The organism is Sorangiineae bacterium MSr11954 (genome assembly GCA_037157815.1).
Lineage (GTDB): Bacteria > Myxococcota_A > Polyangia > Polyangiales > Polyangiaceae > Pendulispora > Pendulispora albinea.
Genome location: CP089984.1, coordinates 8,939,230 through 8,961,586 on the forward strand (window position 1 = coordinate 8,939,230; position 22,357 = coordinate 8,961,586).

The 22,357-nt window shown below is 65.8% G+C and carries 20 protein-coding genes; 8 read left to right on the plus strand and 12 right to left on the minus strand.

Translation table 11 applies throughout. The annotated features are described in order from the left end of the window. Nucleotides 1-107 precede the first annotated feature (107 nt). The 3 genes from LZC94_34855 to pip form a co-directional block, all read right to left on the minus strand. Nucleotides 108-1,754, minus strand: a complete 1,647-nt coding sequence (locus tag LZC94_34855) for a GMC family oxidoreductase (GenBank protein ID WXB13019.1) — start codon at nucleotides 1,752-1,754, stop codon at nucleotides 108-110. Beyond that, nucleotides 1,751-2,485, minus strand: a complete 735-nt coding sequence (locus tag LZC94_34860) for a GNAT family N-acetyltransferase (GenBank protein ID WXB13020.1) — start codon at nucleotides 2,483-2,485, stop codon at nucleotides 1,751-1,753. Before LZC94_34860 ends, LZC94_34855 begins: the two co-directional genes overlap by 4 nt. Nucleotides 2,486-2,560: 75 nt before the next feature. Then, nucleotides 2,561-3,541 (minus strand): prolyl aminopeptidase, encoded by a 981-nt coding sequence (gene pip, locus LZC94_34865; GenBank protein ID WXB13021.1) that lies wholly within the window; start codon nucleotides 3,539-3,541, stop codon nucleotides 2,561-2,563. A 95-nt stretch (nucleotides 3,542-3,636) separates the two neighbouring features. Between pip and LZC94_34870 the strand changes: the two genes are divergently transcribed. Both LZC94_34870 and LZC94_34875 read left to right on the plus strand, forming a co-directional pair. Next, entirely contained in the window at nucleotides 3,637-4,491 is an 855-nt protein-coding gene (locus LZC94_34870) for a class I SAM-dependent methyltransferase (protein ID WXB13022.1), read from the plus strand. Nucleotides 4,492-4,617: 126 nt separating this feature from the next. Further along, complete coding sequence (locus tag LZC94_34875; GenBank protein WXB13023.1) at nucleotides 4,618-5,517, plus strand: DUF481 domain-containing protein; 900 nt, start codon at nucleotides 4,618-4,620, stop codon at nucleotides 5,515-5,517. A 10-nt stretch (nucleotides 5,518-5,527) separates the two neighbouring features. Here the strand turns inward: LZC94_34875 and LZC94_34880 are convergent, their stop codons facing one another. Continuing rightward, entirely contained in the window at nucleotides 5,528-6,196 is a 669-nt protein-coding gene (locus LZC94_34880) for a hypothetical protein (protein WXB13024.1), read from the minus strand. A gap of 33 nt (nucleotides 6,197-6,229) precedes the next feature. Further along, nucleotides 6,230-7,546: an AI-2E family transporter gene (locus tag LZC94_34885; protein ID WXB13025.1), complete on the minus strand. Its 1,317-nt coding sequence runs from the start codon at nucleotides 7,544-7,546 to the stop codon at nucleotides 6,230-6,232. A 168-nt stretch (nucleotides 7,547-7,714) separates the two neighbouring features. Here LZC94_34885 and LZC94_34890 point away from each other — a divergent pair, with 168 nt between their 5' ends. The 3 genes from LZC94_34890 to LZC94_34900 all read left to right on the plus strand — a co-directional run bounded on the left by LZC94_34890 (nucleotide 7,715) and on the right by LZC94_34900 (nucleotide 11,296). Continuing rightward, nucleotides 7,715-8,482, plus strand: coding sequence for a class II glutamine amidotransferase (locus LZC94_34890; protein WXB13026.1), 768 nt, complete (start codon nucleotides 7,715-7,717; stop codon nucleotides 8,480-8,482). Nucleotides 8,483-8,509: 27 nt separating this feature from the next. Beyond that, entirely contained in the window at nucleotides 8,510-9,244 is a 735-nt protein-coding gene (locus tag LZC94_34895) for an EI24 domain-containing protein (protein WXB13027.1), read from the plus strand. A gap of 72 nt (nucleotides 9,245-9,316) precedes the next feature. Beyond that, the gene (locus LZC94_34900; GenBank protein WXB13028.1) at nucleotides 9,317-11,296 is read left to right on the plus strand and encodes an ATP-dependent DNA helicase; all 1,980 of its coding nucleotides are present in this window, start codon (nucleotides 9,317-9,319) and stop codon (nucleotides 11,294-11,296) included. A gap of 336 nt (nucleotides 11,297-11,632) precedes the next feature. Here the strand turns inward: LZC94_34900 and LZC94_34905 are convergent, their stop codons facing one another. Beyond that, complete coding sequence (locus tag LZC94_34905; GenBank protein ID WXB13029.1) at nucleotides 11,633-12,967, minus strand: hypothetical protein; 1,335 nt, start codon at nucleotides 12,965-12,967, stop codon at nucleotides 11,633-11,635. A 245-nt stretch (nucleotides 12,968-13,212) separates the two neighbouring features. Then, nucleotides 13,213-14,037 carry an AraC family transcriptional regulator gene (locus tag LZC94_34910; protein WXB13030.1) on the minus strand — a complete coding sequence of 275 codons (825 nt, stop codon included), beginning with the start codon at nucleotides 14,035-14,037 and terminating at the stop codon, nucleotides 13,213-13,215. 603 nt (nucleotides 14,038-14,640) lie between these two features. On the opposite strand from LZC94_34910, the gene LZC94_34915 reads away from it, so the two are divergent. After that, a complete protein-coding gene (locus LZC94_34915) occupies nucleotides 14,641-15,192 on the plus strand; it encodes a biopolymer transporter ExbD (GenBank protein WXB13031.1) in 552 nt (183 codons plus the stop codon). Nucleotides 15,193-15,281: 89 nt separating this feature from the next. Here LZC94_34915 and LZC94_34920 read toward each other — a convergent pair whose 3' ends face one another. After that, on the minus strand, nucleotides 15,282-16,250 hold the full coding sequence (locus LZC94_34920) for a hypothetical protein (GenBank protein WXB13032.1): 969 nt from the start codon (nucleotides 16,248-16,250) through the stop codon (nucleotides 15,282-15,284). 27 nt (nucleotides 16,251-16,277) lie between these two features. On the opposite strand from LZC94_34920, the gene LZC94_34925 reads away from it, so the two are divergent. Next, on the plus strand, nucleotides 16,278-16,550 hold the full coding sequence (locus LZC94_34925) for a hypothetical protein (protein ID WXB13033.1): 273 nt from the start codon (nucleotides 16,278-16,280) through the stop codon (nucleotides 16,548-16,550). Nucleotides 16,551-16,681: 131 nt separating this feature from the next. Next, nucleotides 16,682-18,532, plus strand: a complete 1,851-nt coding sequence (locus LZC94_34930) for a DUF885 domain-containing protein (GenBank protein WXB13034.1) — start codon at nucleotides 16,682-16,684, stop codon at nucleotides 18,530-18,532. A gap of 42 nt (nucleotides 18,533-18,574) precedes the next feature. On the opposite strand, the gene LZC94_34935 is transcribed toward LZC94_34930, so the two are convergent. The 4 genes from LZC94_34935 to LZC94_34950 form a co-directional block, all read right to left on the minus strand. After that, a complete protein-coding gene (locus LZC94_34935; GenBank protein ID WXB13035.1) occupies nucleotides 18,575-18,865 on the minus strand; it encodes a type II toxin-antitoxin system RelE/ParE family toxin in 291 nt (96 codons plus the stop codon). After that, on the minus strand, nucleotides 18,865-19,047 hold the full coding sequence (locus LZC94_34940) for a hypothetical protein (protein ID WXB13036.1): 183 nt from the start codon (nucleotides 19,045-19,047) through the stop codon (nucleotides 18,865-18,867). The genes LZC94_34935 and LZC94_34940 overlap by 1 nt, the downstream gene beginning before the upstream one ends. A 76-nt stretch (nucleotides 19,048-19,123) precedes the next feature. Continuing rightward, nucleotides 19,124-21,718 carry a response regulator gene (locus tag LZC94_34945; GenBank protein WXB13037.1) on the minus strand — a complete coding sequence of 865 codons (2,595 nt, stop codon included), beginning with the start codon at nucleotides 21,716-21,718 and terminating at the stop codon, nucleotides 19,124-19,126. Nucleotides 21,719-21,764: 46 nt separating this feature from the next. Beyond that, entirely contained in the window at nucleotides 21,765-22,337 is a 573-nt protein-coding gene (locus LZC94_34950) for a chemotaxis protein CheB (protein ID WXB13038.1), read from the minus strand. Nucleotides 22,338-22,357 lie beyond the last annotated feature (20 nt).

Sequence of the window (22,357 nt, forward strand, 5' to 3'; positions counted from 1 at the left end):
CCGAAGAGGCGGCCCGTCGCATGCGCAAGGGTCGACGTGGTTCCCGTCGACCTGCGCGCGCCGCGCTCCTCGCCAGCGCCACCGGCGCGCGCCGCGGCTCGCTGTCGCTAGTCGTCCGCGCCCGCGCCCGCGTTCACGGCCGCGAGCTCCGGGAGCCGCACCGGCTTCTGCACCGCGCCCGGCTTGGGCGGCACGTGCGACATGGCATGTTCGGCCATGGCGGTGATCGTCAAGCTGGGATTCACGCCCAAGTTGGCGGGCACGATGGAGCCATCGACCACGTAAATGTCCTCGTAGCCAAAGAGGCGGCTCTTGGGGTCGACGGCGCCATCGTCGGGGGTGAGCCCGATGGGGCAGCCCCCGAGAATGTGCGCGGTGGACGCTTTGTTGAAGAGCACCTCGAGGAGCCCGCTCTGGCCAATGCCATCCATCTTCTTCGCCATCTGCTGCGCGACCCGATTGGCCATCGGAATGTAAACGGGCACCGCCTTGCCGCCCTCGATCGCCGTATCGAGCTTGCGCGAAAAAGGCCAGAACCAGCGCCGGCGCATGCGGTAGCGCAGGTAATTGTCCACCGGCTGCATCACCAGCAAAATGGCCGTCCGCTTGGCCCACCCGAATGGAACGTGGACGCGCAAAAACTGGAGCGGGTGCCGCACCATATTGCCGAGCCAACGAAGCCACCGCGGAATGGATCCGCCGCCGCCCGTGAGGAGGGTGGTGAGCAGCGACATGGAGTCGGACCCCGCCGGGTAGCGCACGATCTCGATGTGCGTCTTGTCATCGACGAAGGCGCCGCTGGTGATGGCGATGCCGCGCGAGTAGTCCACGTCGTTGCGCCGCGAGCGCACGGCCAGGAGCGCCTCGCTGTTGGTGCGCACGAAGTTGCCGAGCTGCGGGGAAATGTCGGGCAGCGAGCCGCGCTCTTTGCAGCCCATGAGGAGCTCCACGGTGCCGAACGAGCCCGCCGAGACGACCACCCCCTTGACCCGCATCGTGCGGCGCGGCCGCGACAAGCCCATCGAGCGCTCCAGGGTGAGCTCATAGCCGCCCGCCGGGCGGGGCCGAATGTCGATCACCTTCGACTCGGCGATCACCTCGGCCCCTCGTTTCTCTGCAAGATACAAATAATTTTTGTCGAGCGTGTTCTTGGCCTCGTAGCGGCAGCCCACCATGCACCCGCCGCAGCTCGTGCACCCCGCGCGCTCCGGCCCCTCGCCGCCGAAGAACGGATCGGGGACCTTCACCCCTGCTCTTCCGAAGTAAACGCCGACCGTGTGCTTGTGAAACGTGTCCCCGCGCCCCATCTCGTCGGCGACCTCTTTCAAGATGCGGTCGGTCTCCACGATGAAGGGCGACTCCACGGCGCCGAGCATCCGCTTGGCCAAATCGTAATAGGGCGCCAGCGCCTTTTCCCAATCGAAGCCGACCCACCGCGGATCGGCGAAGGCCGCGGGCGGCGGGCGAAGCAAGGTGTTCGCATACACGAGGCTCCCGCCCCCGACCCCCGCGCCGTGGACGAAGAAGATGTCGCGCAAGAGGGTCATTTGAAAGATGCCGTGGAGGCCGAGCGCCGGGTTCCAGAAGTACTTGCGCACGTCCCAGGTCGACTTGGGAAAATCCTCCGCGCGCCATCGCTTTCCCATCTCGATCACGGCCACGCGATATCCCTTCTCCGAGAGCCGCAGCGCGGAGACGCTCCCGCCGAAGCCCGAGCCGATGATCGCGTAGTCGTAATCGTACCCGTCGCTCATGTGTGGCCTTCCTCGTCCGTCCGATCCTCGCGCCGGGCGGCGTCGCCCTCGCGAGGTCGAGTATCGGCCGATTCGGCCACGACGGGGGCGCTTTCGTCCAGCGGCGGGGGCCGCAACGTGCGCAAGAACACGGAGAGCGACTCGGCGGCCGCGTGCAGCACGCGCTCGACCAAGCTCCGCTCCCCGGCCTCGGGCGATGTCGCACCCTCGATGGGCACATCGAAGATCACGGTGTTGCCCGTGCTGGTGTGCATCGACGCGCCCGCCCCGAGCAGGAGCCGCATCATGGGCTCGTTGTCGCTGAGCACCTCCGCGCGAAACCGCTTTACCCCCACCTCGCGCGCCCTTTCGACGAGGAGCCGGAGCAAAATCTTCCCCAGCCCTTTGCGCTGGGCATCGTCCATGATGGTCACCGCCGCCTCGGCGACCTCCGGATTGTCCGGGAGGCGAATGAACCGGGCGACGCCGAGCCCGTCCTCCACCTTCAAGTCGAGCGAGTCGACCACCGCCACGACGGCGACATGGTCGTGGCCGTCCACATGAGTCAGGTAGCGCACCGTCTCGTCACTGAGCTCGCTCACCCCGGCAAAGAACCGCCGGTAGCGTGACTCCGGCGAGAGCCGCGCAAAGCCCGCCCGCAACATCTCCGCGTCGGAGGGTCGAATGGCGCGCACGGTCACCTTCGTGCCGTCCTCCAGGACGTGCTCGCTCGACGTAGGATCCGGTTCCACTTCGGACCTGCAGGATACCATTCGCGTGCCGACCCCGCGATCCTCGGCGTGCACCCGCTTGGGCTCGGCGCAGGGTCAGAGCCCCGCGTAGCGGTCCGTCGCCTCGATCAGCTCGTGCAGGTTGCCCGGCTCGAACGCCGAGTGTCCCGCGTCCGGCACGATCCGAAAATCCGCCTCGGGCCACTTGCGGTGCAGCGCCCATGCGCTCTCCATCGGACACACCACATCGTAGCGGCCTTGCACGATGGTCGCCGGGATGTGGCGGATGCGGTCCACATTGTCGAGCAGCCCGTTGCCGGGCTCGAAGAAGCCACCGTTCACGAAGTAGTGACACTCGATGCGCGCGAAGGCGATGGCGAAGGAGTCGCCCGCGTACTTGGCCACCAGCTCTTCGCTCACGACCAGGTTGCTGGTGCGGCCTTCCCACACGCTCCACGCGCGCGCCGCCTCCATCTGGACCTTGGGGTCGTCGCTGCCGAGACGCTTGTAGTATGCACTTACCATGTCGTGCCGCTCGCTCTCGGGGATGGGGGCCAGGTAGTCCTCCCACTTGTCGGGGAACATGGCGCTGGTTCCCTGCTGGTAGAACCAGTCGATCTCCCACTTGCGGAGCAAGAAGATGCCGCGCAGGACCAGCTCCGTCACGCGCTCCGGGTGCGTCTGCGCATAGGCCAAGGCCAGGGTGCTGCCCCACGAGCCGCCGAAGACCTGCCATTTTTCGATGCCGAGGTGCGCGCGCAGCGCTTCCATGTCCGAGACGAGGTGCCACGTGGTGTTGTCCACGAGCGACGCGTGCGGCGTGCTCTTGCCGCAGCCGCGCTGGTCGAACAAGACGATGCGGTAGCGCGCCGGGTCGAAGAACCGACGCTGCTTCGGGTCCGTGCCGCTGCCGGGGCCTCCGTGCAGGAAGACCACGGGCTTGCCCTTGGGATTGCCCGAGACCTCCCAATGGATCTCGTGCAGATCCGAGACTTTGAGGCGGCCCGTTTCGTAGGGTTCGATCTCGGGATAGAAGGTTCTTCGGTGGGATTGGTTGTCGGCGGCGAGGTCGTGCATGGCGAGCTGACCATACCGTACGGCACCCGGGTGCGAAAGCGTTTACGCGATGGCGTAGTGCGGCTTGCCGCAAGTTTTGTGCTAAGACGCGGGCTGTGACGAGCACCAAAGAAGAGATCGAAGTTGGCTACGACATCTCCAACGAGTTCTTCCGGCTCTGGCTGGACGAGCGCATGCACTATACGAGCGCCGTCTTCGAGAACGAGAACGAGACGCTCGAACAGGCGCAACAGAACAAGTCACGCATCCTCTACGAGTTCGCGGAGGTCGGCCCCGACAAGACGGTGCTCGACATCGGCTGCGGCTGGGGGGCGAATCTCGAGTACATCGCGAAGCGCGGCGCCAAAGAGGTCCACGGGATCACGCTTTCGACAGAGCAGTACAACGAGATCAACGCGCGGAACATCCCGGGGGTCAAAGCCTGGTGCGCGGACTACAAAGACTTCGTACCGCCCTTTCTCTACGACTCCCTCATCTCCATCGAGATGATCGATCACTTGTGCTCTCCCGCGCAGGCCAACAAGGGGCTGGCGGTGGAGATCTATCGCAAGTACTTCACCAAGGTCGCCGAGTGGGTCAAACCCGGCGCGACGTTCGGGTTCCAGGCCATTCTGCGCAATCGCGTCCCGCGCACGCGCCAGGACATTGCGGATCTCAAGTTCACGGCCGACGTGATCTTCCCGGGCGGGCTCAACCCTAGGCTCGAAGAGCTGGTGATGGCCGTCAACCCAGCCTGGGAGATCCTGGAGCTCAAGACCCGCCGCCGCGACTATGGCAAGACCACCGGCGAGTGGCTGCGCCGCCTCAAGCTGCACGAAGCCGAGATTCGCGAGCGCTGGGGTAATAAAGTGTACGACGACTACGATCGCTATTTGTCGACCTGCGTACGCGCATTCGCCAATCACTGGTCGAGCGACGTGCAGATGAAGTTGAAGAAGATCGATATCTGATCCGTAGTCGGTATTCCGCGAATAGCCTCGAGTCATCGCGACAGGGCCGCGTCCCCGACCCCATATGAGCGGTTGGGACGCGGCGATAATTACGTTCTTTTTGGATCATTCAGGTATCGTCGCGTCATGAGCGCCACGATCTACCTGAGAGGCTCCATCGTCGCAGTTCTATCCTTGCTCGCCGCCACGGCCCGAGCGCAGACGGCACCGCCCCCGAACACGGCCGGAGGATCGGCCGCACAGGCCACGGCGTCCAAGGGGTCGACCGATATCGTCAAAGACCAGTTCGCGGCGGCCGGCGCGCGCGATCAGAAGGATGGAATGGCCGGCAACGTTCAGGCGGGCGGCATCCTCACCTCGGGCAACTCGCGCGCCTTGGCCGCGACGATCGCCGGCCAATATCGCTACCGCCAAGACATCCATCAGATATCGGCGGCGGCGGCAGGCAACTACGGTGAGGCCGCGAAGACGGGCGAAGCGGTGGCGCAGACGGTGGGGAACGTGCAGGGGCTCGTTCGCTATGACTTGTTCTTCGCCGAGCATTGGTCGGCCTTTCTCCAGGTCGGCGCGCGGCGCGATCGCTTTCAGGGGCTCGATTTGCGGCTCAATATCGATCCCGGTGTTTCGTATTATTTCCTCGAAGACCAAAAACACCGGTTCTGGGTGGAGGCCGGCTACGACTTCCAATACGACATTCGCCGGACCGAGCAACTGGCCGACGCGAAGCTGGCCGATCCAACCGGCGATTATCCTCGCACCAAGGGCCGCCATAGCGGCCGTCTCTTCGTCGGCTACGACAACCAACTGAACGCCTTCGTGAACTTCACGACCGGCGTCGAGTACCTGCAGCCCTTCGATCCCACGCGCGCCTGGCGCCTCACGTGGAACAACCAGCTGAAGTCCGCCATTTCGGACCAATTCTCGCTAGCGACGACCTTCACCCTCCGCTACGACCACGATCCCTTGCCGGGCGTGAAGGACACGGACACCATCACGTCCGTAGCCATAATCTATACATTCAAATGAGCCCGGCGCGCTAAAGCGAACGCTTCGCCTTGGCCCGCTCGTCCTCCTCCGCCGGCTCCTCGGATATCACGTTGGCCGCCGCGGGCTCCGCGACCCGCACACCGGGTCCCGCCACCCGCGGCCCCGGTGTCAACGCGATTTGCGGAAAGAGGTAATAGATGCCCCCGCTGTCGTCGAGCTCGAGCCGCACGCGCTCCGGATCCTCTTTGGCGAAGGTGGTCAGGAGCTCGTCGGCGGCCGGCAAAGGCAGGTTGAGCGCCTGCGACACGTCCATGGCCGAGAGCATCCCGCCGCGGTTTCGGGCGAGCGCGAAGATGGCTTGCTCGCGGGTGAACCGCTCCTTCTCCACGCCGCTCTTCTGCAGGCTCTTTCCGCCCTTGAGGAGCGAAAAGCCGATGCCGGTGGAGAACAGCGCGATGATGGCGCCGAGCAGGTACCCAAAGACGCCGGCCGGAAAAATGGCCTGAAAGAGCGCGCCCAGGCTGAGCGCGAGGGTGAGCCCCACCGCCAAGGTGACCCACCCCAACCCCCGCGCCACGGATCCGCCGACTTTGTGCGGCCGCCCCGCCGTGTTGACCCCCGAGCCGGTGAGCGGAATGCGCGGCTTGCCGCACGCGGTGCAATAGGCCATGGCGCCGCGGTAGACGATGGGTGCGTTCTGGCGGCAGTGCGGGCACATGGATCCTTTTTACTCCTCCGTCCTTCTAGCCCTCTAGCCCTCTAGTTCCTCGATCTCCTCGAGCGTCTTCTTTGGCTCGAGCAGAACCTCCCGGCGCGGCTCGGGTGTCATCACGAGCTCCGGGTTCGACTCGAACGCCGCCCCCGCCGGACCTGCGAAGGGCGCATCGCGCCGGTCGGGAAGATCGGCGAGATCGACCTCGCGCTCGTAGATGCGGAGCGCGGCCAAAAAGAGCGACATCACGATGGGCCCTGCGATCAGCCCCGCCAGACCGAAGACCTCGATGCCCCCGAGCAGCGCCACCAACATGAGCAGCGGGTGCCCGTGACCATGTCCGCCCACCAAACGGGGCCGGATGAAGTAATCCGATAACCCCATCACCACGAAGAAGCCCCAGCCCGACACCAGGATCGCCGCCAGCAGGTTCCCCTTGAACAGCAGGTAAAGCGAGGCGCCGACCCACACCAGCGAGGTGCCGACCAGCGGCACGAACGACGCGAGCGTCGTGAGCAGCCCCAAGCTCACCGAGTTGGAGAGCCCCGCCCCGGCATACCCCACGCCGCCGAGGAGACCTTGCACGAGCGCCGTGGCCACCGTGCCCACGAACGAGCTGCGCCCCACGTCGCGAAACTCGAGCACCAGCGCGCGCGTGTGCCGCGGATCGAGGGGCAGCACCCGCTCCAGGCGGATGGCGATGTTGGGCCACTCCAGCAGCACGTAGTACATGGTCATCAGCGCGATGACGAGGCCGAGCATCGCGCTGGTCGTGGCCTGCACCAACGTCCCCGCCGCGCGCGCCGTGGATTCGCTGGCGGCCGAGAGCTCGTGCCGGATGCGCGTCATGGCCGCCGCGCGGTCGATGCCGATGCGATCGAGCGCGCGCGCCGCCCGGTCGCCCACCAGCTCGGCCAGCGAGTCGCTCCCCAGCTTGTTTTGAAAGAGGGCGACCAGCTGAAAGAGCTCGCCCACCAAGATGTAGACGATCACGCTGAGCGCGATGGCGCTGGCGATGCCGCTGAGCACCGTGGTGATGGCGGCGGCGATGGCCCTCCGATCGCCCATGCGGACCGCGAGCTTGCGGTAAGCGGGTTGTGCGGTAAAGGCCATCACGGTGCCCAGCGCGATGCCGACCCAGAGCGGCGAGGCGATCCAGGCGACCGTGAGGAACGTCAGCACCACCACGATGGTCAAGGCAATCCGGCGCCCGCGCGCAATTTCGGGGGCCACCGGCGTCATCGTGAGCCGGGGGAGCTCCACGTCCGAGAGCGGCACCGGCGCCCGGCGATCGCGTGCAGGCCCTCGTTTTGCGACCTCCGCATCTTTCTTTCGGGATGCGACCACGAAGCGCATTTAGCACACCTCGCCGCGTTCATACGGCTGACGTCGCCCCTGGGGGCATTACCGGCTCCTTGCGGGCTTTACGACGCGCTTGCAAGACGTAACAGGCCTCCTGGGCGTTACGGACACACAGGACTGCGGTAAAGTCTCACCCCTTCCGGCATGTGCGAGCTCCTTGGGATGGAGTGCAACGTCCCCACCGACATCGTCTTCTCGTTCTCTGGCCTTGCGCTCCGCGGCGGTCTCAAAGGCCCCCACGCGGACGGTTGGGGCCTCGCGCTCTACCAAGGAAAGGCGGTGCGCACCTTCCTCGAGCCCTGCGCGGCCGCCAACTCGCCGCTGGCGACCTTCGTGCGCGAAAACCCCATCAAGACCCTGCTGGCCATCGCCCACGTCCGCAAGAAGACGCGCGGCCGGGTGGCCTTGGAGAACACGCACCCGTTCGTGCGCGAGCTCTGGGGACGGCATATGGTGTTCGCGCACAATGGAACGGTGCGCGGCGTGCGCAAGCACCCCATCGGCCGCTTCCGCCCCGTCGGCGACACCGACAGCGAATACGCCTTCTGCGTGCTCTTGCACCTGCTCGAGCGCGCCTTTCCCAAAGGCTACCCGCGCTCGCAACGCGCCCTCTGGACCAAAATCGCCGAGCTGGGAGGCCGCCTCGGGCGCGACGGGACCTTCAATTTCCTGCTGGGCGACGGCCGCCACCTCTTCGCCCGCTGCGCCACGAAACTGAGCTACATCATCCGCAAAGCCCCCTTCCGCGCCGCCACCCTGGCCGACGACGATCTTTGCGTCGACTTCTCCGAGGTCACCACGCCCACGGACTGCGTCGCCGTCATCGCCACCCAGCCCCTGACCCGCGACGAGGTTTGGGTGCAAGGAACCCCCGGCGAAATGTGGGTCTTTCGAAATGGGAAGCTCCAATCGACCCTCGCATCTCGGTAGCGGCCCCACGAAGCGCGCGGCGCTATCATGTCGAACGTGACCCTCCTCGACGGTACCAAGACTTTTTTCCGCGGCTTCGCGTTCATCGTAGCGCGTCCCTCGGTGTGGCCTTACGCGGCGGTGCCCATGGTGGCCGCGTGCATTTTGACCATCGCCCTCGCCGTGCTCGGCATCTGGGGAGCCAATGCGGCGCTGGACTCGCTCTTCGGCGTGGTCGACACCACGCTCGCCAACATCGGCTACGTGGCCACGCAAATCGTCGTCTATGTCGTGATCGTGGGCTCCGCCGTGCTCCTCGCGGGCAGCCTTGCGCAGCCGCTCTCGGGCCCTGCGCTCGACGCCATCGTGCGCGAGCAAGAAAAGGCGTTGGGCCGCGCGCCCTCGGCCGATCCGCCCTTTTTCGAGTCGGTCACGCGTTCGATCAACATCACGTTGGTGACATTGGCCATGGGGGTTCCTGTCTTTGCCTTGCTCTTTCTGGTGGACTTCGTCTTTCCGCCGGCCGTGGTGATCACCGTCCCGATCAAGCTCGTCGTCTCGGCGCTCCTGGCCTCGTGGAACCTGCTCGACTACCCCTTTTCCCTGCGCCGCATGAACTTCGCCGAGCGCAGGGCCTTCTACCGCGCCAACCTTCGAACGTGCCTGGGCTTTGGCCTCCCGGTGGCCGTGATGGCGCTGGTCCCGCTGATTGGCCTCTTGATGCTCCCGGTGGGGGTGGCCGGCGCCACGCGGCTGGTGGTGGAGACCGAGAAACCCGCGTGAGGATCATTTTCGTCAACGCGCACGTTGGCGTGGCCGAAGAGGAAGACTAAGAGCTGTCTCGCGAGCGTCATCATGCAGTCCCCCCCGCCTTCCCCCGACGTCGATCTCGAGCGGGCGCTCAACGAACGATTCCAGCTGCCCTCGTTCCGCCCGTGGCAAAAAGATGCCATCGAGGCACTCCTTTACGGTCCAGGTCGCGTCCTTCTCATCGCGCCCACCGGCGGCGGAAAATCGCTGACCTACCAGCTCCCGGCGGCGCTCCTTCCCGGCACCACCCTGGTTGTCTCACCGCTGGTGGCGTTGATGGAGGACCAAGTCCGCTCCCTCACCGCGCGCGGCATCCACGCCACCTATCTCGCGTCGACCCTGGAGCCCGACGTCCGCCGCCACCGCGAGGCGCTCCTCGCCCGCGGCGCCTACAAGCTGGTCTACGCCGCCCCCGAGCGCCTCGCGTCGGAGTCCTTCGTCTCCTTGCTCGCCCGCTCGCAAATCACCCTGGTGGCGGTCGACGAAGCGCACTGCATCGCCCAATGGGGCCACGACTTCCGCCCCGATTACCTTCGCATCGGCGGCATCCTCGAGCGCCTCGCCCCGCCGCGCGTCCTCGCGTGCACGGCCACCGCCACCCCGGCCGTCCGCCGTGAAATCCGCGCGGCGCTCGGCTTTCGCGAGGGCGCGAGCACCGAAGTGCTGCGCGGCTTCGCCCGTCCCAACCTGCACCTGGCCGCCCGCTATATCGACGGCCCGCGCGAAGCCCGCGCCGCCCTCTTCTCCGCGCTGGACGAGGCGCTCGGCTCGCCCAAATCCCCCCGCGGCGGCGCCATCGTCTACGCTGCAACCCGGCGCACCACCGAACAATTCGCCGAGCTCCTCCGCGAAAAGAGCTACCGCGTCGGCGCCTACCACGCCGGTCTCGATGCGAGCTCGCGCACCACCGTCTCGAGCGCATTCTCCGAGCGCAAGCTCGACGTGGTGGTCGCGACCAACGCCTTTGGCATGGGCATCGACCGACCCGACATCCGCCTGGTGGTCCACGTCCAACCGCCGTCCTCCATCGAAGCGTATTACCAAGAAGTCGGCCGCGCCGGCCGCGACGAAGCCACCGCCCACGGCCTTCTCCTCTGCAGCGGCGCCGACATCGCCCTGCGCCGCCGCCTGGTCGAAACGGACCGCGACGGCATGAACGCGTCCACCGAACAAGCCGCCCGCGCCTGGTCCCTCTTCCGCGAGCTCCTCCTCTACCTCGACGCCGGGACCTGCCGCCACGACTTCGTCCTCCGTTATTTCGGCGACGAGCACGAGCTCCTCGGCGGTTGCGGCCACTGCGACGTCTGCGCCACCATCGACGCCCGCCACCTCGCAGGCGCCCCATCTCCCGACTCGACCGACAGCAGCCAAGCCGAGCGCACGAGCCTCATCGTCCGCAAAGCCCTCTCCGCCGTCGCCCGCGCCGACCGCCGCGCCGGCCTGGTCGCCATCGCCGAAATGCTCCACGGCGACCGCACCACCCGCGCCGAGCGCTTCGGATTCACCGAGCTCTCGACCTTTGGCCTGCTGAGCGAGCACAACCCCGACTTCATCGTGGCCCTTTTACGCGCCATGCTCGCCGCCGGCTGGATCGATCTCACCCCAACAGACCACCCCGTCCCCTTCTTAACGGGCCCCGGCCGCGACGTGATGCACGGCCGCATCGCCGCGCGCATCGCCCTTCCGCCCGAAGCCCCCTCCCGTCGCACCCATCGACGCGACGGGGCGACGGATCGCTCACGCAGCTCGGGCGCCCGTGCGTCGCGCCCACCGTCGTCGCAGGAACAGGCGGAGTTGATGGATGACGAGCAGCGACCTTTGTTCGAGCGGCTTCGTGCACACCGGAGCGAAGTCGCAAAAGAAAGAGGCGTACCCGCTTATGTGATCGCGCCGAACCGCACGCTCGTGGAATTGGCGCAACAGCGGCCGCGGACGATGGGGGCCCTATCGGGCATTCATGGTTTCGGGCCGGCGCGCATTGCGGAGTATGGGGAGGGGTTTTTGGCGGTGCTCACGGGCGAGTAGTCATGAGGCCGATCGCCGAACGCTCGAGCAAGAAACCCTCGAAGTTGAAGCCGAAGACAACGCTCCGGCGGGCCAAAAAGTTCGACGAGGTTCTCGCGCTCATCGAGGCAGCCCGCCGGCGTGTCATTCTCGGACATGTAAGGCTTGCCGAGGAGCGTGCATACTACATACTCGCGGCGCTGGAGAGCCGTTGGACCTCTCGAGAGCTCGAGCGCCTCAATTGCTCCCCAACGGCGTCCTGCACACCACCAGCGCCCCATCCGCGCCGGGCAGGCAGCACTTCGAATCTGCGCGTGGCGTCTCTCCGCCGCGTGGATCCTTCGCCCGCAAACGAGCTCAATTGCTCCCCAACGGCGTCCTGCACACCACCAGCGCCCCATCCGTGCCGGGCAGGCAGCACTTCGAATCCGCGCGCGGCGTCTCTCCGCCGCGTGGCTTGATGACGGTGTCCCAGAGCGTATGTTCGATGGTCGAAATGGGGATGATGGGCGTCTTCGCCTTTAGCTTCACGCTGAACTCGATCCCCTCTTCCGCGAAGAAGCTGACCCCCGGCTTGGCTTCGCCGCCGTCGGTGGCGGCGGCCGTGCACGATTTCGAACCGATCTTTCCGTAAGGGCCCAACGCGAAGCCGATCCCGAGCATATCGAGCGCGTAGATGGTCACATCGAGCTTCATGCTGCATTTCAGATCGGCCGTGTATCCACCTTCGGAGGATTGGATCGTAAATGTCGGCGTGAAGGTGGTCGGATCTTTTATGAGGCTGGTGTTGCCGTCTTTGTAGTTGAATCCCGCGGTCAGCTCGCCTTTGAGCTCCACCTTGGCGGTGGCCTTGAACTTTCCTTGTGCCGAGCCACCGCATTTGATCGAGGGCCCGATCTCCACCGTGAGCCCGCTGGCGCCGATGGGAGCGCGCATCTTGAATTGATCCAAGGGCAGCGCCCACTCGTCCGTGAACTTCTCCTCCACCTTCACGTCGATGGAGAACCCCACGGTCGCAGACGTGTTGAACTTCGAATAGGCCGACTTGACCCCTGTGGGGATCCCCGCCCATTTTTTTAGCTCGTAGTCGGCCTCGAAATGGCTGTTGAAGTTGAAGACGCCATCGCGAAAGTCGACCTCCGTCTTGCCCTTGTGCCCGACGCTGCCTTTAACGCCGCTGTTGCCGTTGGAGCCCGAGCCGCCCTCGAGCAGCCGGAGATTGGCCGATTTGAGGTTCGCCGCCGGCGCGACCTTGGGTGCGTCGGGGAAGATCGGCAGTCCGCCCTTGTCGCTGTCGATGTGCAGATGCCCGTAGAGGAGCTCGTTCAGCTCCGCCGGCTCGGTGGTGATGACGATTCGGTCGCCAGTCTTCTTGATCGAAGCGACCTTGCGTAAAAAGCCGCGCGGGTTCAGCGACTCTTCGATGTTGCCGCGCGTATCCCAATTGCCTGCGATGACATTTCCGGGCGCGAGACCGGCCACCCACTCCTCGTTGGCGGCCGTGATCGGGAGCGAGACCTTTCCATCTTCGACTTCGGCGGAATCCGACACGTCACGCGGCGCGAGGCGCCCGTTCTCGTCGATGGTGAACCCAGGGTCCTCCGACTCCGACGGCGCGCAACCCGGCGCACATGCAAATCCGAGGATGAGTAGACCGAGCGCGGATGCGCGCACCGTGCGTAGCGATTTCATGGAGATCTCTTTCGTATCGAGGAGCCTCCCGTCTCGAGCAACCGGTGTGCCGTGCGCGATTTATCGCATTTCATACGAGATAGGATGCGCGCCGCGCGGACGATCGCAGGCCACGGCGGAAGCGCCTTTTCCGCGCCCGGAACCGAGCATTCCGCCCGGCTCCGGGCGAGGATTGCCGCGCCCGCTCGGCGCCAGAAATCGCGCGCCATCATCGCAAATGACGATGACACCACCGGCGTCCGCCACTACGTGGCCGGCTGGATCAAGGGCGCCTCGGGGAGCGGCGACAAGCCGCCGCCGAGGATATGGATTCTTCCGCCATGGACCAACGCGCCCGGCTTGGTGCCGAACATCCGGCGAAAGCTCCTTCCGAAGTGCGAGTGATCGGCGAAGCCCGAAGCCAATGCCGCTTCGCTCAAGCCCAATCCCTCACCGAGGTAGGCGACCGCCGCGCGAATGCGCATGAGTTGCGCATACGTTCGAAACGGGATGGCCGTCTCTTCGCGAAACAAGTGTGAAAAGCGACTCGGAGAGAGAGCGCTCGAGCGCGACAGGGGATCGAGCCGCGTGGTGATGGCGTTGGCGAATCGCAAATACTCGAGCGCACGGGCGATGCGCAGGTCGAGCGGCTTTCGAGCGGTACACTCGGCGGCGCGCGCGAAGAACGCGTCGAGCCAATCGGTGACTCGGCTCTCGTCGACCTTCAACGAAAGATCGTGCGGTAGCCGCTCGAGGCCCGGAACCGAAATTTGCGAGCGCGCGATGGCGTAGCGTTCACCGTCCCGCTCGGGCAAAATGAACGCGAGGTGGCCGAAAACGCGGCTGCCCCGCACGGCGTGAACCTCGTCGGGCGCCACGATCGCCGAGCGCGCCTGCTGCCACGGGCCGTTACCGAAACGAATTTGGAATTGACCCTCGTAGGCGACGAGGATCTTGACGGCATGAACCGCGTGGGGCCAGGTGTCGCCGAGCGCGCCGACGAAGAGGACGCGATCGGAGAGCAAGAACAAGTCATCGCGCGCCGCCGTCAATCGAGGCACGGGACGCGTCGAGGCGGCGTGTGTTTGCATGAGCTCCGTTCCTCAATCATCGAATTCTAGGGCCTGCGATCGTACTTGGATAGGCGTACGAAGCTCGCAGCCATCGATGCCATCTCACCGGTCGAACGTTTACAGTTTGGTACATTTCACCGTAATCGTCCCGTCTTTCGACGCGCATCCAACGGTTCCCCAACCCGGCTTGCAGTTGCTGCTGGTCGAAGGGAACTGTTTCGGAGCGTCTGCTTTTGCGCAATTGCAGTCCCGGCAGTCCGCGGGCAGCTCGACGCACTCGTTCGTGAATACCGCTCCCCCGGATGACTGGCTCCTGCAGCGGAAGCTATTTCGATGGGTGAAGTGACTCCCCGGAAACGCGCACATCGTCGATGTGGCGATAAGGAGCCAATGCAGGGTCCATTTGGTTGCCCTCGCGGTCTAGAACGATCTGGCTAAACCATGTATCGGCCCAGGATGACCGTGGCGCGAATTCGCCAAATACACGAAGAAACGACCGGTCGCGAGTGAGCGCTGGCGCCAAATGATTCGCGGCCGAAAAAGGCCACCTCCCGACGAAGATGCGCTCATTGGGAACTTTCGCGAGGCACGACTTTCCAATGCAAATAGTGGAGGTGGTGCATGGCGGGTATGGATCTGGGGCGCGGGACAGGCGCGCGGCGCGATTTAAATGCGGAAATTCAGCCCATCGCGATGATCGACTTGATGCTGGTAACGATTTCGTTTCTGCTCATCACGGCAGCCTGGTCGCATATGGAACGGGTCAATGCCTCGGCCAACACGCCCTCACGGGAGGAGCCTACGACGACACCCTCGGTGGCGCATAAGGCACTTCATGTCGAGGTCCAGGACAACGCGTTCGTTCTGAGCTGGCGCGAAGGATCGAATGTCGTGCTCCACACGGAAGTCCCTCGGCGGGCGGAGGAGCACCAAGAAGGCGCGGTGCGCGTCATCCGTTATCCCGAGCTCGCCGCGGAGTTGAAGCGTGCATGGGAGTCGGGTGGCGTTCATCGGGGTGCATCGGAGCGTGTGCTGGATCGGGCAGTGCTTCACACGCCGAATGCGCTGGCATATGCCGACGTGATCGCCGTGATCGACGCCATCCACGACGTCAAGCGCCCGATGCCGAACGGCTCGATGAGCGCCTTCGAGGTGGCGTTCGCGCTGGATTGAGCGGCTACGTCCCGTAGACGGCTACGTCCCGTAGACGGCTACGTCCCGTAGACGCCTACGTCCCGTAGACGCCTACGTCCCGTAGACGCCTACGTCCCGTAGACGTCGAGCCAAAAGCGGGGCTCGTTGCGGTTCTTCAACCATGAGAACCGCTGCGTATCCAGGGCGTGCGCGCAAATGACCAGGGGGCGGCGCTCGGCCAGGTGCGCGAGGCGGGTCATCACCATGTCGAGGACGGAGCCCGTGAAGGGGACGTACATGTAAAAGATGGTGCCCGCCTCGAGATCCGCTTCGCGGGCGTCGGCCTCCACGAGCTGAACGCGGGGCTCCGCGAGGCAAAGCGACGACGCGGAGGCGCGGGCGTGGGCGACGAGCGCAGGGTCGAGCTCCACGCCGCACGCGCGCGCGTCCGTGAGGAGCGCGGTGAGGAGCACGACCTTGCCGAGGCCGGCGCCGAGATCGACGAAGGTGTCCCCGGCCGCGGGCTTGACCGCGTCGAGCGCGTGAAGAATTTCGCCGACGCCGCTCGGCGCATACGGAACGAGCTCGTGCGCGTGCTCGCTTTCACGCCGCGCCTCGCCATTGCGCCCTGCTTCGCCCTCGCGCCGCGCCTCGCCTTCGCGCTTCGCCTCGCCCTCGCGCCTCGCCTCATTGCAAAGCGATGCGCCGCTGCGCCCCACGTCGCCCATGTGGCGCGGCCATGGTGCGTCGGCGGCTTCGAGCGCGGGGTAGGCGATATCGAGGAGCTCCTCGACGAAGTGGTCGCGGATATCGACGGGGCAAGCTTCGATGTGTTCGCGCAAGGCGGCGCCGCGCAGGGTGCCGCGCGCGATGGCATCGCGGATGGGGGCGTGGGCGCGAAGGGCGTGGGCGCGAAGGGATGCGTAGAGCGTGCTCGCTTGGGCGCGATGGATGGCGTCGGCTCCGCGCGCGTGGCGGATGCGCAGCTCGCCACTTGCAAAGGCGCGGTCCCGAATGTCGTGGCTCGTGGAAAGTCGAGTCAGCTCCGACCAGGAGGGTGGTGTTGTCGACAGGCGCAACACGGGCGAGGCATTCATTACGTGTAGATGCTATGAAGGAAACCCATGCCGAAGGACAAAAAGAAGAAGAGCGCGCTCGCCGCCGCAGCATCCCGCCGACTCGCCAGTATTGGAGCACCACAAATGTCGCCGGAACAACTCGCGCATGCTCTCCTTCATGCCGAAGAACGCGGCGAGGCCCAACGGGTGCCGCTCGAGGATGGAACGTGGGCTTGGGCGATGCAAGATGGGAACGGGCAGACGCGCTTACTGAAGCCGACCCCTCCGATGCTCGAGGCGCTCGACCGCTTCGAGCGCGAGGGTCATCCGGCACACTGAGTCGGCGACGACCGCGGTGAAGTCGCGACAAACGGGATCAAAAACGCGACGAACGCGATGAAACACGATGGAGCCGCCGTCGCACGCAAAGCGGCCCACGCGCCGCGGGTCAGGTGTGCTAGCGAAGGGCCATGCGGTCCCTGTTCAGGCTTTGCGCGCTCCCTCTTTTGCTCGGCACCTTCGGCGCTTGCGGCGCTTCGCAGCAGCCCGCGCCGGGCCCGCACGTGGCCGAAGCGAGCGCGCAAGGTAACGCGAAGGCATCGGGCGCAAAGGTGCCGGGGTGGGTCGCCCGGAGCAATGCCGCGGCGCGGCCGATATTGGACGTGCTCGCGAAGTACACGCCGGAGGAAGCGGCGTCGCTCGGGGTCGAAGGACACGATGAAGAGGTGGAGGACCTTCGGGACGGGCACGCGGAGCGTTATCGCGCGGATCTGCGGCGGGCGGCGGACGGGTTGCGCGAGCAGCTCGGCAAGGAGTCGGATCCGCTGGTGAAGCAGGATCTGGCGATCCTCGTGCAGTATGCCGATCGATCCATCCGCGCATCGGAGGTGCATCAACGCTACGAGGTGCCGTTTCATCCGGTGGCGCGGCTCGTGTTCTACCGCCTTCACGATCTGCTCGAGGACCGCATCCCTGCCGCGAGGCGGCGCGCGGCCGTGGGGCGGTTGCGGTCCTATGCGGGGATGAACGCGGGAACGGTGCCGCTCACGGATCTGGCGCGGGCAGAGACGGCAAGAGGGCTCGCGGCGGGGGGAAAGCGGATGCCGCCGCGACGGCTGGAGGTGGAGAAGGAGCTGCAGACGGCCGACGTGCTGGTGGCCGGCATCGAGGAGCTCTTTCAAAAGTACGCCATCGAGGGCTACCGGGAGCCATTCGAGGCCTTCAAAAAGCAAATCGCCGCCTACTCCGCGTATCTCCGTCAGGACGTTCTGCCGCACGCGCGCGACGACTTCCGCCTCGCGCCGGAGGTGTATGCCGTGGAGCTGGAGGGCTTCGGCGTGGAGGAGACGCCGGAGAAGGTCGCGGCGCTGGGGCACGAGGGGTTCGAGGCGATCCGCGCGGAGATGAAGGAGATCGCGGCGGCGGTGGCCAAAGCGCGCAAGCTGCCGAGCGCCGACTACCGCGATGTGATTCGCGAGCTCAAGAAAGAGCAAATTCCGACCGAGTCGGTGCTCGCGGTCTACAAGCAGCGCCTCAAAGACGTGGAGGCGATCATCGCGCGCGAGCGGCTCGTCACATTGCCCAGCCGGCCGGCGCGCATACGCTTGGGAACCGACGCGGAGAACGCGGCGTCGCCTGCGCCGCATATGAGCCCGCCGCGGCTGATTGGCAATACGGGAGAAGAAGGCGAATTCGTCATCACCACCAGCGTTCCGCCGCCCACGGGCAGCGGCAGCGGCGGCAACGCCAAAGCCCTGAAGCTCGACGACTACAATCACACGGCCGCCACCTGGACCCTGACCGCCCACGAGGCGCGGCCGGGGCACGAGCTTCAATTCGCGTCCTTGGTGGAGCGCGGCACCTCGACGGCGCGCGCCTATTTCGCGGCCAATAGCGCGAACATCGAAGGTTGGGGCCTCTACTCCGAGTACATCACCTGTCGCTTCATGCCCCCCGAGGCGCAGCTCGTATCCCTTCAATTTCGGCTGCACCGCGCGGCGCGGGCGTTCCTGGATCCCGAGCTGCAGCAAGGAAAATGGACCCTGGAGTCCGCGCGCGCCTTCTTGCAAAAAGAAGTGGTGCTCTCCCCGGGTTTCGCCAACTCCGAGGTGGAGCGCTACACCTTCCGCGACCCAGGACAGGCCACGTCCTACTATTACGGATTCATCCGCCTGCTCGAAATCCGCCGCGAGATGGAAAAGCGAATGGGCACGAAGTTCGATTTGCTCAAGTTCGACGACTTCGTGCTCGAGCAAGGCCTCCTACCGCCCAACCTCCTCCGCGAGGCCGCCCTCGCGTCGTTTGCCACGCAATCCGGGTAGCCAACGTCGACCCGCGCCACGGACCAAAGCCGCGGCGCGGTGTCAGTCGCGTTCGATCGGCTCCCGCGCGTGGTGGTAAAGACGAAGAACGACGACGGCGTCCTTGCTACGCTCGTAATAGACGCGAAAGGGATGTACGAACCAGCGGCGGGCCGGCCTCGGCCAGTTCTCGACGCGGACGCTCGGACCTTCCACCGGCGCGTCGATCAGGATGGAGAGCTCTGCAAGGATCCGCGCCTGCTCACGTTTGGCGGCGCGCGGGTTCTCCGATGCCACATGGAACACGTACGCGCGCAGATCGCGCCGCGCGTCCGCGGTGAGCTTCAGCCGCATCAGCCCGCGCGACGGGCTCGGACGTGCTCGAGCGCGTCGAGCTCCTCGGCAAGCTCGCCCATGATCTCTTCGAGATCGTAGACTTCGCCGCGCTCGGCTTGCCCCATCGCCCGACGGATCCCTTCGGCCTCCTCTTCCGTGAGCTCGGGATCTTCAGCGGGTGATCGGTACGGTCCGCTCATGGCTTAGGGATCGTAGCACGGACCGAAACGGGTAGCCAACGTCGCCCCCCGCCACGGACCGAAGCCGCGGCGCGGCTCATGCCCGCGACGAGAACGAGTCGCGGGCGCGGCGCGGATTTCGGACGAGGCCGACGACGATGGAGCGCAGTTGTGCGGGTTCGACGGGTTTGGTCAGGTGGGCGTCGAACCCCACTTCCAGTGCGTGGCGGCGGTCTTCTTCGGATGCGTAGGCCGTGAGCGCGACGGCGACGATGGCGCCGCCGCGATCGATGGGGAGCGCGCGCACTTTGCGGATGAGGGAATAGCCGTCTTCCTCGGGCAGGCCGATATCGGAGACGAGGACGTCGGGATTCGACTCTTGCAATGCCGCCAAGGCGGCGGAGGCGGTGGGCACGGCGGTGACTTTGGCGCCCGCGCGCTCCAGGACCGTGCGGGCCATGCCGCGGCCGTCGGGTTCGTCCTCGACCAAGAGCACATGGAGCTCGTCCAGATCGCGCGACGTGGGCGGGGCCCCGGTGGACGGATCGGGCTCATCGCCCGCGTCGAGCCCTTCGAATACGAAGGGCAGAATGGGCAGCTCCACGGTGAAGGTGGAGCCGCGATCTTTGCCTTCGCTGGTGACCCTTACATTGCCGCCGTGGAGCTCCACGATATGGCGCACGATGGCCAGGCCGAGCCCGAGACCGCCTTGCGAACGGGTGCTGGTGCTGTCGGCTTGGCGGAACCGCTCGAACACGTGCGGAAGGAACTCGGCCGCGATCCCCTGCCCCGTATCGCTCACCACGATGCGCGCGATGCCGCCGTCCGACTCCAGCGCCACGCTGATTTTGCCGGGCTGTGGCGTGAACTTGAGCGCGTTGGAGAGCAGGTTCGCCAGGACCTGCGTCAGCCGATTGGGATCGCCGCGGATCTCTTGCACGAAGGGGTCGATGGTCGACTCGAGGGTGATGCCCTTGTCGTCGGCTTGCAGCCGCACGGCGTCGAGCGCGCCCTCGATCAGCGACGGGAGCTGCACCCGGCCCACGTTCAAATTGAGCTTGCCCGTCACGATGCGCGAGACGTCGAGCAGATCGGCGATGAGCTGCGCTTGCGCCTTTGCGTTTCGCTCGATGGTCTCGAGCGCCCGATCGAACTCGTTCTCCTCCAGATCGCCCGCGCGAAGCAGCTGCGTCCAGCCCAGCATCGCGTTGAGCGGCGTGCGCAGCTCGTGCGACAGGGTCGCCAGAAACTCGTCCTTGGCCTTGTGCGCCTCCTCCAGCTTCTTTCGCTCGGACTGCGCGATGCCATAGAGATCGGCCACGTGCGCGGCGGAGGCCATGCGGCGCGCGAGATCTTCGGCCATCTCCAGATCGCCCTCGTCGAAGCGCCGGCGCGATTGGCTCGCGAAGAACGACACGGCGCCGAAGACGCGGTCTTGCGACACCAAGGGCACGCACATCCACGAGAGCGTGGGGATGGACCGCAGCTCCGCGAGGTGGGCGCTGTCTTGGGCGATGATCACCTTGGTGGCGTCGGTCACCTCGGGGAGGAGCTCGGACTCGTGGGTGCGCACCACCTTGCCGGCCCCGTAGGGCGACTCGAGATCGGGCGCGAAGCGCTCGGCGACCGCGCGAACGGTCACGTCGGACTCGCGGCTGGAGGCGGCGACGGTGCGGCTCGCGAAGTTGCCATCGGCCCCGACGAGGTCGACGACGCACACGTCGGCTTGCGTCTGGACGATGAGCTCCCCCACCTGCGCAAAGGCGTCGGCCGGCTCGAGCGAGGAGCCGACCACCTTGCTCGCCTCGGCGAGGAACCGCAGCGCGTCCTCGGCGCGCTTGCGATCGTCGATGTCGGTGCACGTCCCGACCCACGAGGTGACGGGACCTCGCTCGCTTCGAAGCGGTACCGCGCGAACCAGGTGCCAGCGGTAGTCGGACTCCACCCACGAGCCCAGGCGGAACTCACCGCCCCACGCTTCGCCTTGCGCGATGGCCTCGCGCCAGCCCGTGGAGAAAGCTTCGATGTCGTCCGGGTGGAGGATGGCCTCCCAGCGCAGCGCTTGCGGATCGGTGATCGGCGAGCGCGCGCAGTCGAACCACCGGCGGTTGCCGTAGGCAAGCTCGCCCTCGGCGGTGGCCGTCCACACGATCTGCGGCATCGACTCGGCGAGCTCGCGGTACCGGCGCTCGCTGGAACGGCGGAGCTCGGCAAGCTCGCGCTCACGAAGCACCTTGTCCTGTAGCTTCAGCTGCTCAGTCTTTCGATAAATATCGAGAAAGACTTGTACTTTCGACCGCAGGATGTCCGGATCGAAGGGCTTGAACATGTAGTCGACCGCGCCGACCGTGTAGCCCTTGAAGACGAACGCCTCATCCTTGCTGATGGCGGTCAAAAAGATGATGGGGATGTGGCGCGATCGCTCCCGCTCTTTGATGAGCATGGCGGTCTCGAACCCATCCATGGTCGGCATTTGCACGTCGAGCAGGATGACGGCGAACTCGCGCGTGAGCAGATGCTTGAGCGCCTCCTGACCCGAGTGCGCCAGCACCATATCGGTTCCTAGCGGCTCCAAAATGGCTTCGAGCGCTAGAAGGTTCTTGGGCTGGTCGTCGACGAGCAACACCGCTGGCTTGATCGCGGCCAGCGCAAGCTGAAACTCCCCCGATCGAGTCCCGACACCGGACACCATCTTCGCTTTATCATCCTCAATCCATGCGTTCAATGTGGCATACCGTTCATCTCTGCCTGAGCTGTGCCAAAAACGACCCGATTTGATCGAGCTCGAGGATTCGGTCGACGCAGTCGAGCGCGAGGGCCCCTTCGGGCATCGTGGGGCTTTCGGCTGAGGCGGGATTTTGGACGATCGTGAGACCACCTCGCTGTTTGATGCGCGACAGACCGCGTGCACCATCGTGGTTGCTGCCCGTGAGCACGATTCCAATCAAACGATGTTGAAATGAGTCGGCCGCCGACTCGAAGAGCACGTCGATGGATGGCCGGCTGAAGCGAACAGGAGGGTCGGTGGACAGCGCCAACGCACGTCCGTCGACGAGCAGGTGGTAGTCGGCCGGCGCGATGTACACGCGCCCTTCGCGAATGGGCTCCTTGTCCTCGGCCTCGCGCACGCGCATCGCGGTGTGCGCTTGGAGAAGTTGCGCCAAGGTGTCGTCGGAGTCGTGCCTTCGGTGCTGGACGATGGCGAGCGGGATCTCGAAGTCGCGCGGAAGGCTCGACAGGAGCACGCTGAGCGCGTGCAGCCCGCCCCACGACGTTCCCACCACGATGAGCTCGTGCCGCGCGTCCCCCATTCATTCCCCCTCGCGCTCGA